Annotated in this window: 15 protein-coding genes; 2 read left to right on the plus strand and 13 right to left on the minus strand. The window is 61.7% G+C overall.

All coding sequences use genetic code 11. The features are described 5' to 3' along the window. The 7 genes from BFQ00_RS02900 to leuC form a co-directional block, all read right to left on the minus strand. Positions 1-1,144: type IV pilus assembly protein FimV (locus BFQ00_RS02900; RefSeq protein ID WP_305884807.1), on the minus strand; the 1,144-nt coding region annotated here is incomplete at its 3' end. Positions 1,145-1,305: 161 nt separating this feature from the next. Then, positions 1,306-2,316 carry an aspartate-semialdehyde dehydrogenase gene (locus BFQ00_RS02905; RefSeq protein WP_065932552.1) on the minus strand — a complete coding sequence of 337 codons (1,011 nt, stop codon included), beginning with the start codon at positions 2,314-2,316 and terminating at the stop codon, positions 1,306-1,308. Between the two features lie 246 nt (positions 2,317-2,562). Continuing rightward, entirely contained in the window at positions 2,563-3,675 is a 1,113-nt protein-coding gene (gene asd, locus BFQ00_RS02910) for an aspartate-semialdehyde dehydrogenase (RefSeq protein WP_057721535.1), read from the minus strand. Between the two features lie 64 nt (positions 3,676-3,739). Further along, complete coding sequence (gene leuB, locus BFQ00_RS02915) at positions 3,740-4,822, minus strand: 3-isopropylmalate dehydrogenase (RefSeq protein ID WP_065932553.1); 1,083 nt, start codon at positions 4,820-4,822, stop codon at positions 3,740-3,742. A 53-nt stretch (positions 4,823-4,875) separates the two neighbouring features. After that, positions 4,876-5,640, minus strand: a complete 765-nt coding sequence (locus BFQ00_RS02920) for a class I SAM-dependent methyltransferase (RefSeq protein WP_065884098.1) — start codon at positions 5,638-5,640, stop codon at positions 4,876-4,878. A 129-nt stretch (positions 5,641-5,769) separates the two neighbouring features. Further along, positions 5,770-6,411, minus strand: coding sequence for a 3-isopropylmalate dehydratase small subunit (gene leuD / locus BFQ00_RS02925; RefSeq protein ID WP_065932554.1), 642 nt, complete (start codon positions 6,409-6,411; stop codon positions 5,770-5,772). A gap of 10 nt (positions 6,412-6,421) precedes the next feature. After that, positions 6,422-7,840 carry a 3-isopropylmalate dehydratase large subunit gene (gene leuC / locus BFQ00_RS02930; RefSeq protein ID WP_065884101.1) on the minus strand — a complete coding sequence of 473 codons (1,419 nt, stop codon included), beginning with the start codon at positions 7,838-7,840 and terminating at the stop codon, positions 6,422-6,424. A gap of 139 nt (positions 7,841-7,979) precedes the next feature. On the opposite strand from leuC, the gene BFQ00_RS02935 reads away from it, so the two are divergent. Beyond that, entirely contained in the window at positions 7,980-8,870 is an 891-nt protein-coding gene (locus BFQ00_RS02935; protein WP_065932555.1) for a LysR family transcriptional regulator, read from the plus strand. A 66-nt stretch (positions 8,871-8,936) separates the two neighbouring features. Next, complete coding sequence (locus tag BFQ00_RS02940) at positions 8,937-12,215, plus strand: PAS domain S-box protein (protein ID WP_065932556.1); 3,279 nt, start codon at positions 8,937-8,939, stop codon at positions 12,213-12,215. A gap of 67 nt (positions 12,216-12,282) precedes the next feature. On the opposite strand, the gene BFQ00_RS29880 is transcribed toward BFQ00_RS02940, so the two are convergent. From BFQ00_RS29880 to BFQ00_RS02970, 6 genes are all read right to left on the minus strand, one after another. After that, positions 12,283-13,233, minus strand: coding sequence for a hypothetical protein (locus tag BFQ00_RS29880; protein ID WP_242527119.1), 951 nt, complete (start codon positions 13,231-13,233; stop codon positions 12,283-12,285). An 88-nt stretch (positions 13,234-13,321) separates the two neighbouring features. After that, on the minus strand, positions 13,322-14,413 hold the full coding sequence (locus tag BFQ00_RS02950; RefSeq protein WP_130184624.1) for a hypothetical protein: 1,092 nt from the start codon (positions 14,411-14,413) through the stop codon (positions 13,322-13,324). Positions 14,414-14,797: 384 nt separating this feature from the next. Then, complete coding sequence (locus BFQ00_RS02955; RefSeq protein ID WP_065884111.1) at positions 14,798-15,757, minus strand: tRNA dihydrouridine synthase; 960 nt, start codon at positions 15,755-15,757, stop codon at positions 14,798-14,800. Positions 15,758-15,812: 55 nt separating this feature from the next. Beyond that, complete coding sequence (locus BFQ00_RS02960; RefSeq protein ID WP_065932558.1) at positions 15,813-16,247, minus strand: acyl-CoA thioesterase; 435 nt, start codon at positions 16,245-16,247, stop codon at positions 15,813-15,815. A gap of 39 nt (positions 16,248-16,286) precedes the next feature. Next, on the minus strand, positions 16,287-17,120 hold the full coding sequence (locus BFQ00_RS02965) for an alpha/beta fold hydrolase (protein WP_065932559.1): 834 nt from the start codon (positions 17,118-17,120) through the stop codon (positions 16,287-16,289). Between the two features lie 14 nt (positions 17,121-17,134). Further along, positions 17,135-17,674, minus strand: coding sequence for a TetR/AcrR family transcriptional regulator (locus BFQ00_RS02970; RefSeq protein ID WP_065884118.1), 540 nt, complete (start codon positions 17,672-17,674; stop codon positions 17,135-17,137). Between the last annotated feature and the right edge of the window lie 123 nt (positions 17,675-17,797).

Raw genomic sequence — 17,797 nt, forward strand, 5'->3', positions numbered from 1 at the left:
CAGGCGCCGGCTCATCGGCCGACGGCGCAGGCATCGCCGCCGCCACGGGCGCAGTTGCCGTCGCGGGCGCCACTGCATCGCCCTTCTCGGCCTGCAGCCGGGCCAGTTGATCGTTTTTCAGTTGAATCAGCTTTTGCAGCTTGTCCAACTGGCTTTGCAAATCCGCCGCGCGGCTTTTGAGTTCTTCGTTATCGCGACGGGTGGTGTCCAGTTGCTCTTGAGTCATCGCCAGCTTGTCGCTCAACGCACGGCTGTCGCCCGCCTTGCCGTTCGCCCCTTTTTTGGCTGCTTCGGCCGACACCAGGCTCAAGTTGTCCTTGGCGTTGGTGCTCGACGGCGCATTGCCCGTCTCGGTGCGCTTGGTGGCATCCAACTGGGCCTTGCCCGCCACTTGCTGGCTGGCGGTACGGCGGCCCTGGCGCCAGGCGGCGTTCTGCGCAGTCACTTCGGCAATCGCCTGGGGTTGCGCCAGCGCGGTGCTTTGCACGGTGTCCGGCAGGCGCAGGACCTGGCCGGTTTTCAGGCGGTTGATGTTGCCATCGACAAAGGCATTCGGGTTGAGTGCCTGAATGGCCAGCATGGTCTGTTGCACAGAGCCACCATTGCGGTTTTTCTCGGCAATTTCCCACAAGGTGTCGCGAGCCGTGGTGGTATGTTGCGCAGGCTTGCTGACGGCGGACGCGGTGCCGGCCGGCGCACTCAAGCGCGGCGCCGGGGCGCTGGCAGCCGATGTGGGCTGATCGAATTTGGCGGGATCGAGCAACACGCTGTAGTCACGCATCAGGCGGCCATTGGGCCATTGCACCTGCAGCAGGAAGCGTACATAGGAGTCGGGCAGGGGTTTGTCGGAGGTGACGCGCACCACGCTGCGGCCATTGGGATTGACCACCGGCGTAAAGGTGAGCTGGTCGAGAAAGGCCTGGCGATCGACACCGGCATCGACGAACGCCTGGGACGACGCCAGGCTCGGGGTGATCTCGGACGCCGTGAGGCCACCGACGTCGAGCAGCTCGATTTCCACCGACAGCGGCTGGTTCAACTTCGACTTGAGGGTCATCTCCCCAAGTTGCAGCGCCTGCGCCATACCGGAGGACAGCGCCGAGGCGGCCGCTATTGCTAACACCAGTTTGCGAACTTGAACCATAGCCTCATCCTTTGTCTGAACACTCCCCGGCCTGCGAGAAGGTTGGTAACCGCTGCCATAAGGCATGGCGAGCCGATAGGTTACCGACGCGCTTGTGTTCCGCTTTGGGCCAAGCATAGCGCTTGGTGAGAATCAATCTACAAATTGACGCCAAGTATCTTTTACGCAAGGCCTTTTATCAACAACTGCGCCACTTGCACGGCGTTAAGCGCCGCCCCTTTGCGTACGTTATCTGACGTCAGCCACAAATTTAGTTCCGCCGGGTCGTCGACACCCGCGCGTACTCGCCCTACATAAACAACGTCCTGACCCACTGCATCACCAACTGCCGTCGGGTAGTCGCCCGCCTCGACCAGCTCGATACCCGGCGCCGCCTCAAGGGCCTCGTTCACCGCAGCCAGATCGACCGGCGCCGCCAACTGCAGCGACACAGCCAGGCTATCGCCGAAAAACACCGGGGCTTGAACGCACGTGGCGGACACTTTCAGTAAAGGTGTTTCCAGTACGGCGCGCAATTCATGCACGAGACGTTTCTCCAGCGCCGTGTGACCCTGGGCGTCTGGAGTGCCGACTTGTGCCAGCAGGTTGAAGGCCACTTGCCGATCGAAGAAGGTCGGCTCCAGCGGACGCACATTCAACAGCTCGGCGGTCTGGCGGGCCAACTCACTCACGGCCTCGCGGCCCAGGGCAGACACGGCCAGGTTGGCGGTGACGCTCACGCGCTGGATATCCAGCAAGCCACGCAACGGCGCCAGCACCACCGCCAGGTGAGTCGCGGACGGGCTCGGGCTGGCGATTTGAAACGGTTTCTTCAAGCCTTTGAGCACATGGGCATTGGCTTGCGGCACCACGTGCGGCGCCTGTTCGGCAGGCAACGCGCCAGACAGGTCGATCACCGAACAACCGGCGGCCGTGGCGCGCGGCGCGAAGCTCAAGGTCACCGCCGGGCCGGCCGCGAAGAACGCCAGTTGCGCCTTGCTGAAATCGAACTCGTCGACCTCCTTTACCCGCAGGTTCTTGCCGCGGAACGGCACCGAAGCACCGGCGGAATTGTTGCCTGCCAGCAAATAAAGGGTGCCTACCGGGAAGTCCAGCTCTTCGAGAATCTGTACCAGGGTTTCGCCAACGGTGCCGGTGGCGCCGATCACGGCGATTTCAAAGGTCTGGGTCATGGAGGTTGCCTCGGGCATTGCGGGGGAGCGGCACTTTACCGGGTGGCAGGGGGTGAGGCAATTGGCCTGGGTGCTGTGGTGTGGCTGAGGGCCTCATCGGGGGCAAGCCCCCTCCCACAGTTGACCGAGTTCCAACCTTGAAATGAGGGCAAATGTGGGAGGGGGCTTGCCCCCGATGAGGCCCTGGCAGACAACAAAAAACCCGCGCCTGTCACCAGAGCGCGGGTTTCCCGGAACAAGCAGCAATCAACGCTCGAGCAAAATCCGCAGCATGCGCCGCAACGGCTCGGCCGCGCCCCACAGCAGCTGGTCGCCGACGGTGAACGCGCCGAGGAACTGGCTGCCCATGTTCAGCTTGCGCAGACGGCCCACCGGTACATTCAGGGTGCCGGTGACCTTGGTCGGGCTCAGCTCCTGCATGCTGATATCGCGGTTGTTCGGCACCAGCTTGACCCAAGGGTTGTGCTGGCTGATCAGCCCTTCGATATCGGCGATCGGCACGTCTTTGTTCAGTTTGATGGTCAGCGCCTGGCTGTGGCAACGCATGGCACCGATACGTACGCAGATGCCGTCCACCGGGATCGGGTTCTTGAAGCGACCGAGAATCTTGTTGGTCTCGGCCTGGGCCTTCCACTCTTCGCGGCTCTGGCCGTTCGGCAGTTCCTTGTCGATCCACGGGATCAGGCTACCGGCCAACGGCACGCCGAAGTTTTCGGTCGGATAAGCTTCGCTGCGCATGGCGTCGGCCACGCGGCGGTCAATATCCAGGATCGCGCTGGCCGGGTCGGCCAGTTGATCGGCAACCGCAGCATGGGTCGCGCCCATCTGCTTGATCAGCTCGCGCATGTTCTGCGCACCGGCGCCGGAGGCCGCTTGATAAGTCATGGCGCTCATCCACTCGACCAGGCCGGCCTCGAACAAGCCGCCCAGGCCCATCAGCATCAGGCTGACGGTGCAGTTGCCGCCCACATAGTTGCGGGTGCCGGCGTCCAGCTGCTGGTCGATGACCTTGCGGTTGACCGGGTCGAGGATGATCACGGCATCGTCCTGCATGCGCAGGCTCGATGCGGCGTCGATCCAGTAGCCCTGCCAGCCGGCTTCGCGCAGCTTGGGGAAGACTTCGCTGGTGTAGTCGCCGCCCTGGCAGGTCAGAATCACATCGAGGGTCTTGAGCTCTTCAATGCTGTAGGCATCCTTGAGCGGCGCAATATCCTTGCCCACGGACGGCCCTTGGCCACCCACGTTCGACGTGGTGAAAAACACCGGCTCAATAAGATCGAAATCCTGCTCTTCCAGCATCCGCTGCATGAGCACGGAACCGACCATACCGCGCCAACCGATCAGACCTACACGTTTCATCGCAACTACACCTTGTTAAAAAGTGGGCCGCCTTGCAGCGACAACTGCAAGCGGGCCCGAGAGATTACAGATTCCGCAGCGCGGCGACTACAGCATCGCCCATTTCTTGCGTACCTACGCGGGTGCAGCCCTGCGACCAGATGTCGCCGGTGCGCAGGCCCTGGTCCAGCACCAGGCTTACGGCCTTCTCGATCGCATCGGCCGCATCGCTGAGGTTGAAGCTGTAACGCAGCATCATCGACACCGACAAAATGGTCGCCAGCGGGTTGGCAATGCCCTGGCCTGCGATGTCCGGTGCAGAACCGTGGCACGGCTCGTACATGCCCTTGTTGTTTGTGTCCAGGGAGGCCGACGGCAGCATGCCGATGGAGCCGGTGAGCATCGACGCCTGGTCGGACAGGATGTCGCCGAACAGGTTGTCGGTGACGATCACGTCGAACTGCTTGGGCGCACGCACCAGTTGCATGGCGGCGTTGTCGACGTACATGTGGCTCAGCTCGACGTCCGGGTAGTCCCTGGCGACTTCTTCGACGATCTCACGCCACAGTTGGCTGGAAGCCAGTACGTTGGCCTTGTCCACCGAGCAGACCTTCTTGCCGCGCACACGGGCCATGTCGAAACCGACACGGGCGATGCGGCGGATTTCGCTCTCGCTGTACGGCAGGGTGTCGTAGGCCTGACGCTCGCCATTTTCCAGCTCGCGCACGCCGCGCGGCGAACCGAAATAGATACCGCCGGTCAGCTCACGCACGATCAGGATATCCAGGCCCGCCACTACTTCCGGCTTGAGGCTCGAGGCGTCGGCCAGTTGCGGATAGAGGATGGCCGGGCGCAGGTTGCCGAACAGGCCCAGTTGCGCACGGATTTTCAGCAGGCCGCGCTCAGGGCGGATATCCCGCTCGATCTTGTCCCACTTCGGTCCGCCCACGGCGCCCAGCAGCACGGCGTCGGCGGCGCGGGCGCGGTCCAGGGTCTCGTCGGCCAGGGGCACGCCGTGCTTGTCGATGGCGGCGCCGCCGATCACGTCGTGGCTCAGTTCGAAGCCCAGGCTGTATTTGGCGTTGGCCAATTCCAGCACCTTGACCGCTTCGGCCATGATTTCCGGGCCAATACCGTCGCCAGGGAGAATCAGAATCTGCTTGCTCATGGGTTCCTCATTTCATCGAGCGACCTGCCCAGGGGCCGGTCGGGAAAAATCAATCAGCGTTGGGCAAAGACCACCAGCACGTCGGTGCTGAAGGTGCCGTCGGCCTGAATGTCGTAGTAATCGCGCACTTCCTGGCCCATCGCCTGTTGCAGCTCAAGGATGGCCGCACGCAGCACCTCTGGCGTGCGCATACGCTCGACCCACGAGGTGTACTCCAGGCGCAGGCGTTGACGCAGGCTGTTACGCACATGCAGACCGGACTCGCTGAGTTGCTGCATCCACTCGGCAGCGGCGTAATCACGCACATGGCTGGTATCGCGCAGCACTTCGACGGTTTGCAGGTAAGTGTCCAGCAACGGGCTGCCGGGTGACAACACATCCACGAACGCCGCCACGCCGCCCGGCTTGAGCACCCGACGCACTTCGCGCAGGGCCAGGCCGAGGTCGCTCCAGTGGTGGGCCGAATAACGGCTGAACACGAAGTCGAACTCGCCATCGGCGAACGGCAGGCGCTCGGCGGCGCCGTTCACGGTGCTGATATTGGTGAAACCGCGATCTTGCGCAGCGGCGGCCACCACATCAAGCATCTGTTGGGACAAGTCGTAGGCCACCACTTCTTTAACCAGCGGTGCGACATGAAAACTGACATGGCCGGCACCGCACCCCAGGTCCAGCAGTCGTGCACCGCCCTGCCCGGCCAGTTCGGCCTGGAGCAGCGCGAATTCGGTGCCCTGGGCGTGAACGGCGCTGCTCAGGTAGGCCGCGGCCTGTTCGCCGAATTGCTTTTGCACGACGTGGGTGTGGGCGGTGGTGGTCATGGGGGCTTCCTCGGGTTTTGTGTGGTTAACACTGGCCTCATCGGGGGCAAGCCCCCTCCCACATTTGAATGTATTCACAGGTCAAAAGGTGGGAGGGGCTTGCCCTCGATGGCGGCGGTCCTGCCTACCTCAATCGCGAAACAACCACGGCTGGCTCGCCCGGTGCTTGCTCTCGAACGCCGCAATCGCATCGCCGTCCTGCAAGGTCAGGCCAATATCGTCCAGGCCATTGATCAAGCAGTGCTTGCGAAAGGCGTCCACTTCGAAGTGGTACACCTTGCCATCCGGACGGGTCACGGTCTGTGCGGCCAGGTCCACCGTCAGTTGGTAGCCCACATTGACTTCCACTTGCTGGAACAGCTCATCCACTTCGGCGTCGCTCAGGATGATCGGCAACAAGCCGTTCTTGAAGCTGTTGTTGAAGAAGATGTCCGCATAGCTCGGCGCGATAATGCTGCGAAAGCCATATTCTTCCAGGGCCCACGGCGCATGTTCACGGCTGGAGCCGCACCCGAAGTTTTCCCGGGCCAGCAGCACACTGGCGCCCTGGTAACGCTCGGCGTTGAGCACGAAGTCCTTGTTCAGCGGGCGCTTGGAGTTGTCCTGGTAGGCATAGCCCACGTCCAGGTAGCGCCATTCGTCAAACAGGTTGGGGCCGAAACCGGTGCGCTTGATCGACTTCAGGAACTGCTTGGGGATGATCTGGTCGGTGTCCACGTTGGCACGGTCCAACGGCGCGACTAAACCTGTGTGTTGTGTAAAAGCACGCATGGGGTATTCCTCAGATCAATTCGCGAACGTCGATGAAACGACCGTTGACGGCAGCGGCGGCAGCCATGGCCGGGCTGACCAGGTGGGTACGCCCACCGGCGCCCTGGCGACCTTCGAAGTTACGGTTGGAGGTGGACGCGCAATGCTCGCCGGACTCCAGGCGGTCCGGGTTCATTGCCAGGCACATCGAGCAGCCCGGCTCACGCCATTCGAAACCGGCTTCGAGGAAGATCTTGTCCAGGCCCTCGGCCTCGGCCTGGGCTTTGACCAGACCCGAACCGGGCACCACGATGGCTTGTTTGATGGTCGACGCCACCTTGCGGCCCTTGGCGATCACGGCAGCGGCGCGCAGGTCTTCGATACGCGAGTTGGTGCAGGAGCCGATGAATACGCGGTCCAGCTGGATATCGGTAATCGCCTGATTGGCTTTCAAGCCCATGTACTTGAGGGCGCGCTCGATGGAGCCGCGCTTGACCAGATCGGCCTCCTGGGCCGGGTCCGGCACGTTTTGATCAACGGCCAACACCATTTCCGGCGACGTGCCCCAGCTGACTTGCGGCTTGATCTGCGCAGCGTCGAGTTCGACCACGGTGTCGAACACCGCGTCGGCGTCGGAGACCAGGTCTTTCCAGGCTTCGACGGCGGCGTCCCAATCAGCGCCCTGCGGAGCGAATGGCCGGCCCTTGACGTATTCGACGGTCTTTTCGTCCGCCGCCACCATGCCTACGCGGGCACCGGCTTCGATGGACATGTTGCAGATGGTCATGCGGCCTTCGATGGACAGGTCGCGAATGGCGCTGCCGGCGAATTCGATGGCATGGCCGTTACCGCCGGCGGTGCCGATCTTGCCGATTACCGCGAGCACAATGTCCTTGGCGGTCACACCGAACGGCAACTGGCCTTCGACGCGCACCAGCATGTTCTTCATCTTCTTGGCGACCAGGCACTGGGTGGCGAACACATGCTCCACCTCGGAGGTGCCGATGCCATGGGCCAGGGCGCCGAACGCACCGTGGGTGGAGGTGTGCGAGTCGCCGCAGACCACGGTCATGCCCGGCAAGGTCGCGCCCTGCTCCGGGCCGATCACGTGGACGATGCCCTGACGCACGTCATTCATCTTGAATTCGGTGATGCCATATTCATCGCAGTAATCGTCGAGGGTCTGTACCTGCAAGCGCGACACCGTATCGGCAATGGCGTCAATCCCGCCCTTGCGCTCCGGGGTGGTTGGCACGTTGTGGTCCGGGGTGGCGATGATGGAGTCGACGCGCCATGGCTTGCGCCCGGCCAGCCGCAGGCCTTCGAACGCTTGAGGCGAGGTCACTTCATGGATGATGTGACGGTCGATGTAGATCAGCGACGATCCATCATCGCGACGTTTCACTTCATGGGAATCCCAAAGCTTGTCGTAAAGCGTTTTGCCGGCCATCAGTCGGTCCTCATCAGCGGTGTTTCCATATGCCGGGCTTTCAATAACCCTTTGGCTTGTGAGGCTGATGGTATGGCGCTACATTAAATAACTCAAATTCATATTTTTTATGCTTTGGATTACCAACTGGAATAGCACCATGGACCTGGCCAACCTCAATGCCTTTATCGCCATCGCCGAAACCGGCAGCTTCTCCGGCGCCGGTGAACGCCTGCACCTGACCCAACCGGCCATCAGCAAACGCATAGCCGGCCTGGAGCAACAATTGAAGGTACGCCTGTTCGATCGCCTGGGCCGTGAAGTGGGCCTGACCCAAGCCGGGCGGGCCTTGCTGCCGCGTGCCTATCAGATCCTGAATGTGCTGGATGACACCCGTCGCGCCTTGACCAACCTGACCGGGGAAGTCAGTGGGCGCCTCACACTGGCTACCAGCCACCACATCGGCCTGCATCGCCTGCCGCCGGTCCTGCGCACCTTCACTCGGCAATACCCCAGCGTGGCGCTGGATATTCAATTCCTCGATTCGGAAGTGGCCTACGAAGAAATCCTCCACGGCCGCGCCGAAGTGGCGGTCATCACCCTGGCGCCCGAGCCGCACAACCTGGTGCGCGCGACACCGGTGTGGGACGACCCGCTGGATTTCGTGGTGGCCCCCGAACATAGCCTGATCAACAACGGCTCGGTCAGCCTGGCCGATATCGCCGGGCACCCTGCGGTGTTTCCCGGCGGCAACACGTTTACCCACCATATTGTCAGCCGGCTGTTCGAGGCCCAGGGCCTGACGCCGAACATCGCGATGAGCACCAACTACCTGGAAACCATCAAGATGATGGTGTCCATCGGCCTGGCCTGGAGCGTGTTGCCACGCACCATGCTGGATGATCAGGTGGCAAGTATCGCTTTGCCGGGCATACAGCTGCGTCGCCAGCTAGGCTATATCGTGCACACCGAAAGGACGCTGTCGAACGCTGCGCGGGCTTTCATGAGCCTGCTGGATGCACAGGTCGATCCGCCAGGGACACCGGCATGATCTTGTGCGTCCTCGGGTTTAAACAAAAGCGCGCTGTCTTCCCATCGAGCCAAGGCCCTTTGAATAATGCCCAACCCCGTTGATTCCGTGCCACCGCTGCCCCGCATCCACGCCCTGGACCCACAGGAGGCGGAACAACACTGGGACAGCGCCCCGCAATTGCTGTCGGCGCTCAATGCCGCGCGACTGGGCGCGTGGTGCTGGGAAATCGACACCGGGAAGATCAGCTGGTCCCGAGGCACTCAGGCATTGTTTGGCTACGATCCGCGCCAGCCACTGCCCAATGACCTCAATTACCTGGACCTCCTGGCGCCGGAAGACCGCGCCCGGGTCGTCAGGGCATTTCATGCGGTGCTGGCCGGCGAACCGGTCGAACAGGCCATGCATCACCGCATCCAATGGCCCGATGGCAGCCTGCACTGGCTGGAAATCAACGGCAGCCTGGTGCCGGACAAAAACGGCAGGCGCCGAATGATTGGGGTGGTCCGCGAGATCACGCACCAGCGCGAGCGGGAACACGCCCTCAGCCACTCTGAAAAACGCTTCGCCACGCTCTTCCACCTGTGCCCGAACATGGTGCTGCTGACGCGCCAGGCCGACGGCCTGATCAGCGAGGCCAACCACCATTTCGAACTGCTGTTCGGCTGGCCGGTGGCGCAAGTCATTGGCCGTACCACGCTGGAGTTGGGCCTGTGGCGTCACCCGGAGCAACGCGCGCACCTGGTCAAGGCGACCCAGCGCAAAGGTGAATCCATCATCATGGAAGTGCAGTTCTGCGCCAGCAACGGCCAGATCCACGATGGCACGCTCAGTGCGCAAAAGGTCGAACTGGACGGTGAGGCCTACCTGATCAGCACCTTCCTCGACACCACCGAGCGCAAAAATGCCGAGCAAGCGCTCAAGGACAGCCAGGAGCGCCTGGACCTGGCGCTGGACTCGGCACAACTGGGCACCTGGGACTGGCATATACCGACCGGCATGCTCTACGGCTCGGCCCGTGCCGCCCAGCTCCATGGCCTGCCGAGCGAACCGTTCCACGAATCCTTCGATGCGTTTTTTGAAGGCATGTCCGATCAGGACCGCGAGGGCATGCGCCATGCCTACCGCAGTTTGCGCGAAGGCGCGGACGGCAACTACCAGTTGACCTACCGCGTACCGGCCGAGGACGGCAGCGTGCGCTATCTGGAAAGCCGCGCACGCCTGTATCGCGATGAATCCGGCAAGCCCCTGCGCATGGCCGGCACCCTGCTCGATATCACCGATCAGGTGGAACGCGAGCAGCGCCTGAGCGCGTCCGAAGAGAAATTCGCCAGCCTGTTCCAGGCCAGTCCCGACCCTATTTGCGTCACCGGCCTGGACAGTGGCGAGTTTATCGAGATCAACCCGGCGTTCACCCAGACGTTTGGCTGGACGGCCGCCGAAGTGATCGACAAGAGCGCCGAGCAGATCGGCCTGTGGGATGAATCGAGCAAGCGCCTGCAACGCATCCAGCGGGTGATTCGCGAACAATCACTGAGCAATGTGGCCATCGTGGTGCATGCCAGGAACGGCCAGAGCCTGACCTGCGTGATTTCCAGCCGCCTGGTCAAGGTCAATGAGCAGCCGTGCATCGTCACGACCCTGCGCGATATCACCCAGCAGCAACGCTCGGAGGCGGCGCTCAAGGCCAGCGAAGAGAAGTTCGCCAAGGCCTTCCATTCCAGCCCCGACGCCATTTCGATCACCGAGCGCGACACGGGTCGATACGTGGAGGTCAATGATGGGTTTTGTCGCCTGACCGGCTACCGCGCCGAAGAAGCCATCGGCCTCACCCTGTACCAGATTGGCATCTGGGCCGATGAAAACCAGCGCACCGCGCTGCTGGCCGAATTGCAGATCAAGGGGCGCATCCATCACCTTGAAATGCTTTGGCACAACAAGCGTGGCGAGGTGCTGGCGGTGGAGGTGTCGGTCGAACCGATCACCTTGAATGAAACGCCGTGCCTGCTACTGACCGCGCGGGACGTGAGCCTGTTGAAGAACGCCCAGGCACAGATCCGCCACCTGGCCTATCACGACCCGCTGACCAACCTGCCCAACCGTGCGCTGCTGATGGACCGCCTGAGCCAGCAGATCGCCCTGCTCAAGCGCCACAACCTGCGCGGCGCCCTGCTGTTCCTCGACCTCGACCACTTCAAGCACATCAACGACTCCCTCGGTCATCCGGTGGGCGATACCGTGTTGAAAATCGTCACCGCACGCCTGGAAGCCAGCGTGCGCACAGAAGATACGGTGGCGCGCCTGGGCGGTGACGAGTTCGTGGTCCTGCTCAGCGGCCTGGAGGGCTCACGCATACAAGTCAGCGGCCAGGTGCAGGCGCTGGCCGATACCCTGCGCGAATTGCTCTCCGAACCGATGTTCCTCGACGGCCACCGCTTGCAGGTGACGCCAAGCATCGGCGTGGCGCTGATCCCCGACCATGGCACCACCCCCGCCGACCTGCTCAAGCGCGCCGACATCGCCCTGTACCGCGCCAAGGACTCGGGGCGCAACACCATCCAGATGTTTCACACCAGCATGCAGAAAACCGCCAGCGAGCGCCTGCGCATGGAAACCGACCTGCGCCTGGCCCTGTCGCGCGGTGAATTCAGCGTGCACTACCAGCCTCAGGTGGATGCGCGCGGCAACAAGATCGTCGGCGCCGAGGCCCTGGTGCGCTGGCAGCACCCGCAACTGGGTGCGCAGTCGCCGGCGGAATTCATCAAGGTGCTGGAGGACAGCGGCTTGATCCTGGAGGTGGGCACCTGGATTCTCGACGAAGCGTGCAGCGCATTGGCGCAGTTGATTGCCGAAGGCCTGGTGGACCCGCTGAATTTCAGCCTGTGCGTGAATATCAGCCCGCGGCAGTTTCGCCAGAACGACTTTGTCGAGCGGGTCGAGCGCAGCCTCACGCAACACCACCTGCCCTGCAGTTTGCTGAAGCTGGAAATCACTGAAGGCATCGTGATCCAGAACCTGGACGACACGGTGATGAAGATGCGGCGCCTGAAAAAACTCGGGGTCAGCTTTGCGATGGACGATTTTGGCACCGGTTACTCATCGCTGACGTATCTCAAGCGTTTGCCGGTGGATGCGCTGAAAATCGACCAGTCGTTTGTGCGCGACGCGACTCACGATCCCAATGACGCTGAAATCATCCGTGCCATTGTGGCCATGGCCCGCAGCTTGAATCTGGAAGTGATTGCCGAAGGCGTGGAAACCGTGGAACAACTGGCGTTCCTGCAGAAGCTCGGCTGTCATTTGTATCAGGGGTACTTGCATAGCCGGCCATTGCCGATAGAGGGGTTCAGGCAGCTACTGGAATAGCCATGTGCTGAAACGCAGCGTTGAAACAAAATGCACCCTGGGTTATCCCTGCCCAGGTGCACCACGGTCAAATCAGTGCAACGGCCTGACCATGCGAGGGGGCTCGCCCCTGTTTTCCCCATAACTCTTCGCGGCCGTTGATGACCGCCACCGAATGCCCGGTACGGTTGCACATGCCCAACTGACCTCGGGCAAGCTCACCCACCGGTACTCTCTTCATGTGGTTTTTCAAGCCAAGGCGCAGAAAGCCTTCTCCCGGACCGCTTTCATCCTCTCCGTTATTCAGACTACGAATCGCATGCTGATAACTGCGACCGGCCGTGCGATCGTTATCCTCCATCTGTGCACGCTTGGCGCTGACGGCAAACAGAAATTGCGCATCCTTGAGCATGCCTTTGTCGGGACCATTGAACTGGGCGCCTCGAGAGCCCTCGGCCAATTCGCGGTCAGTCAACGTGAGCCGGAAGCCATCGCGCATGACAACATGGTATCCGTCATGGGTCTTGGCCACTTCCTGGAAAATATCCGTGGGACTTTGTCCGAATCGGTGCATCGCAGCCTTGATCGCCGATACCGTCACGCAGTTGCCATCCGGGCCCTGACGAAAGCCACTCCAGATATTGTCGGGCTTCGCGCCACCGCGCTTGTTGGACAACCCCGGAATGTCCGCTGCGGCATCCGGTTTCGGCAACACCGGTTGGGGGGTTACCTGCGGAACAACAGGTGAAGGAACAGCGTCAGGCTTACTCTCTTCTTTTTTATCGGTTACCAGGGCAAGCAACTGAATAAAAAACGAAGCAAATAAAGCCATGACTGCGTTGATCGGCTGCGTGTCATTCCCGCCAGCCGCCGAACGCTGCGATATATATCCATACCTTATATCAGGCGTCGCACTGATCGGCGCGAGACCAGCACCTGATTTAATAGTGGCTTCATTACTTGCGCTGAGTGCATCGATCGTCAATGACTGCCTTACATCAATGACCCGCGCAATGTTATTAATTGGAAAGCGTGACATAGAGTTCTCCCTATACAGGCATCTCTTCGAAATACACGCTCGAAAAAATGCCTGTACTTATAAAAAGACCAAAACGCGATGACGGTGTTTAAAACCTGGAACTTAGCCGATTAAAACGGCCATGCCTGTCAGCCGTTCGGTCATCAACAGGACCCGGACTGGTCAGATCCGGAGTGGGAGCGTCGGGCACGGGCGTTGGCTTGGCGTCCGGCGACATGGGGCGCTGCGTTTTGGTATCCATTGGCACATTAGGCCTTGGGAAGTCGCCCGGAAGCACAGGGGGTTGGGGCCTGGTATCCGTGGAAACCCTGGACGGCGGCAGGCGATCCGGCAAGACTTTTCCATCAGGGCAGTGGCAATGGCCAACAACCACATTCACATTTACGTTTGTCTTGGGGTCATTGTCCACGCTGATCTCGGGCTTGGGCACCGTCGGATGGAGCGGCATGGGGTGCGGTTTATTCCCAGGCACGTTGACCAAGGGATCATTGGGTTGTGGCAGCACCCGCATGCCTGCGTCCGGTTTCACCGGCAGCTTGTCTGCATCCGGCTTGATCAGCGCCTGGGAGGTATCCGGTTTTACCGGCTGCTTGCCCGCATCCGGCTTGATCAGCGCCTGGGGGGCATCCGGCTTCACCGGCTGCTTGCCTGCGTCCGGCTTAATCAACGCCTGGGGGGTATCCGGTTTTACCGGCTGCTTGCCCGCATCCGGCTTGATCAGCGCCTGGGGGGTATCCGGTTTTACCGGCTGCTTGCCTGCATCCGGCTTGATCAACGCCTGGGGGGTATCCGGTTTTACCGGCTGCTTGCCTGCATCCGGCTTGATCAGCGCCTGGGGGGTATCCGGTTTTACCGGCGACTTGCCCGCATCCGGTTTGACCAGTTCCTTACTGTTATCCGGTGCAATGGGTAATTTGCCTGAGTCAGGTTTGATCGGTGTTTTACCCGAAAATATGTCGCGCATGGCCCTGAAGATACCTTCAAGCATATCGAACAGTTGCCTTAGCGCGGTCTCGGGGGTGATTGCCGTGTTATCGGGACGCAGGGACGTTTGAGGCGGTGTTGTCCCCAAAGACTTGCCGGTTTGCTGGGGAATAACTTTATTGTCCGAAACCGTTTGTTGTTCCGTAACAACTGTATCGACTTTAACCAATGGCGGAGTGTTAATCGACATAGACATACGCACGTTCCTTTATTTCATACAACCCGACCGTTTAACGGCCGGAGGGAGTGATAGTTTTATTGACTGAACAACAACAGCGCTGCTTCAGTCCCTCCATTCGTGGGAACTTGAGCTATCGAGTTCCGCGAATCGCAGTTCATATAAGGAAACCAACATGCATTATCAGACTTTGCCTCATGGACAATTTGCGCGAAGCCTTGATTTATGGCTTTGTAGCTACGAAAGTGTGGTCACACGCGCTAATACTCTGTAGGCATGTCACTCGTCGATAACATTCCACGTGTTTACTTGCCTCTGGTTTGTGTTAACTCGCACGCGTAAAAAAGGCGCCTGCCGTGGCGCCTTTATGCAAATTAATGGCAAGAGTTCGATTGCCTCGCTTCAGACAGCCACAGGGTTGGGCATCCCCAGCAGGCGACTGACCTGCTCCAGGCCGGTCTCGCGGCGCAAGGCGGTAAACAGCTCCACCGCTTCGGGGTAGTTGCGCGTCAGCATCGCCAGCCACTGCTTCAAGCGGCCGGGTGCCTGGCGCTCGGTCAATTGCGCCACCGATTGGGTCCAGAATTCCTGGAGCATCGGCTGCATCTGCGCCCAGGTCATTTCCACCACCTCTTGCCCTGCACGCGCCGCCGCGATCTGCCGCGCCAGGTCAGGACGCGCCACCAGGCCACGGCCAAGCATGATGTCTTCGGCGCCACTGACTTCGCGGCAACGTTTCCAATCGTCGACGCTCCAGATGTCGCCATTGGCAAACACCGGCACCTTGACCACCTCCTGCACCCGCGGAATCCACTCCCAATGGGCGGGCGGCTTGTAGCCATCGGTCTTGGTGCGCGCATGCACCACGATATGCGCGGCCCCGCCTTCGGCCAGCGCCGTGGCACAGACCAATGCGCCATCCGGGCTGTCGAAGCCCAGGCGCATTTTGGCGGTGACCGGGATATGCGCCGGGACCGCACGGCGCACATGCTCGACGATCCGGTTGAGCAGCTCCGGCTCCTTGAGCAGCACCGCACCGCCGCGGGACTTGTTGACGGTCTTGGCCGGGCAGCCGAAGTTGAGGTCGATCACCTGCGAACCCAACTCGCAGGCCAGGGCGGCGTTTTCCGCCAGGCAGACCGGGTCAGACCCCAGCAATTGCACGCGCAGCGGCACGCCCGCGGCGGTGTGGGCACCCTGCAGCAGTTCCGGAGCGAGCTTGTGAAAATAGGCGGGGGTGAGCAAGCGGTCGTTGACGCGGATGAATTCGGTCACGCACCAGTCGATACCGCCCACGCGGGTCAACACGTCCCGCAGGATGTTGTCGACCAACCCCTCCATGGGCGCCAAGGCAATTTGCATGGAAAACACTCAACAAAAATCGTGGCGCAGTTTACTGGGTTTCCCACGACAACCGTTAACCCCCTGTCAGCGCAGGCCCGTACCCCTCGATAAACTCGGCGGGCATGCGCTTGGGCCTGCCGCTGGACAGTTCGATGCAAACGAAGGTGGTCTGCGCGCGCAGCAAGGTCGCACCGTCACGCGGGCGTACCAGCTGAAAGCGGCGCGTCATCTTCAGGCGCTGGTCCCAATCGACGATCCACGTGGCCAGTTGCAGCTCATCGCCTTCGTAGCCGGCCGCCAGGTAGTCGATCTCATGACGCACCACGGCCATCGCGCGGTCCAGGCGCCGATACTCGGCAAGGTCCAGCCCCAGGCGCTGGGAATGGCGCCAGGCGCAACGCTCCAGCCAGGACACGTACACGGCGTTATTGGCGTGCCCCAGGCCGTCGATGTCCTCAGCGGCGACCTGCAGGTCGATGATGAACGGCGTTGCCAAATCCCAGCCCATGCCTTGCTCCAGTCGATTGATGTCGGCGGGCGCAGTGTATCAGGCGGTCTGGCGCTCCTGTACATGACAGCTCGCCAACAGGGCGAGTACGCCTTCGATTACCTGTGGATCGGCCAGCACCTTCTGATGCCCGCCCTGCTCCAGGCGCATCAGGCGACTGCCTGGCCAGGCCTCGTGGATGGTCTGCGAGGCTTTGACCGGGACGAACGTATCGTCTTCGGCATGCACGATCAGGCCGGGAAGGTTCATCTGGTAGTGCGCGACATCCAGGTGCTTGAGCGGCATGCCGAACGCCAGTTCGACCGTCTGGATAAACGCCGAACGTGCGCGCGGCGGCAACCCCATCATGCGCGTGAAACCGCGCAGCGCATCGAGGAACCGCGAGGGCGCGGCGATACTCACCAACGCCTGCGTACGCAGCCCCAACTGCACCGCCAGCATCGCGCTGGCACCGCCCATGGAGTGGCCGACCACCGCCTGCAGCGGGGGCAGCTCGGCCGCCGCCTCGAGCATGGCACGGGCGAACAGCAGCACATGCGCTTCACGCCCTGGCGAATGCCCATGGGCCGGGCCATCCAGCGCAATCACCGAGTAGCCGCCCTCCACCAACGCCGTGATCAGGCTGGCGAATTGCGTAGGCCGGCCTTCCCAGCCGTGCATCAGCAACACCGCCGGCCCTTGCCCCCAGCGCAGCGCCGAGAGGCCGAACCGCAAGGTGATGCGCTCCGATTGCGCCAGCACCGGCAGCTCCCACGCCCGTGGCGGTAGCTCACGGGGCGTCATGAAGGTGCGGCGCATCCGGTTGGCCACCGTTTGCGGCGCGAGTCGGCCGACCGTGCCGTTGAAACCACGAACCCAATTCAAGCCGCCCATGCCCTGAACCCTCTTCAGCGTACCGCCGACTTGGCGGCGCGCAGCACACGATCGGACAGCTCACCGGGCCCCAGGGCCCGCGCCAGCGTCAGGCCGCCGACCATCAGCGCCATGTCGGCCAGGGCCTTGTCGGTATCTTCCGGGGTGGCCGCCAGTTGGGCGGCCATCAGCTCGCAATGTTCGCTCAATGCCTGACGGAACGCGTCCGGCAAACGGCCCATTTCGCCAACCGTCGCAGGCAGCGGGCATGCCTCGCCGGTGGAGTCCCGGTGCTTGCGCGACAAGTAAAACGCCGCCACCAGGCTTCGGCGCTCTTCGCCGGTCAGTTGGGTGTCCAGGTCTTCTATCGCCGCGCGGCGCTTGGCCAGCAACTCAGTGAAGGCCTCCAGCATCAGCGCATCCTTGCTCTCAAAGTGCGCATAAAAACCGCCGACCGTCAGCCCCGCCGCGCCCATGACTTCGCCGACACTCGGCTCAGCCGGGCCACGCTGGATCAATGCCGCGCTGGCGGCCTGCAAGATGCGTTCGCGCGTTTGCGCTTTTTTATCGCTCATCAAAGCCTCCGTCTCTCATGGGTTGAATATTATTACCATAATAATATTGCGCAAGCGACAAGCATGACCATTGGTCAGAACAGAAGAAAGGAGGTGAAGAAAGAATTGGCCGAACGCCAGACA

The organism is Pseudomonas sp. 28 E 9 (assembly GCF_900004785.1).
Lineage (GTDB): Bacteria > Pseudomonadota > Gammaproteobacteria > Pseudomonadales > Pseudomonadaceae > Aquipseudomonas > Aquipseudomonas orientalis_A.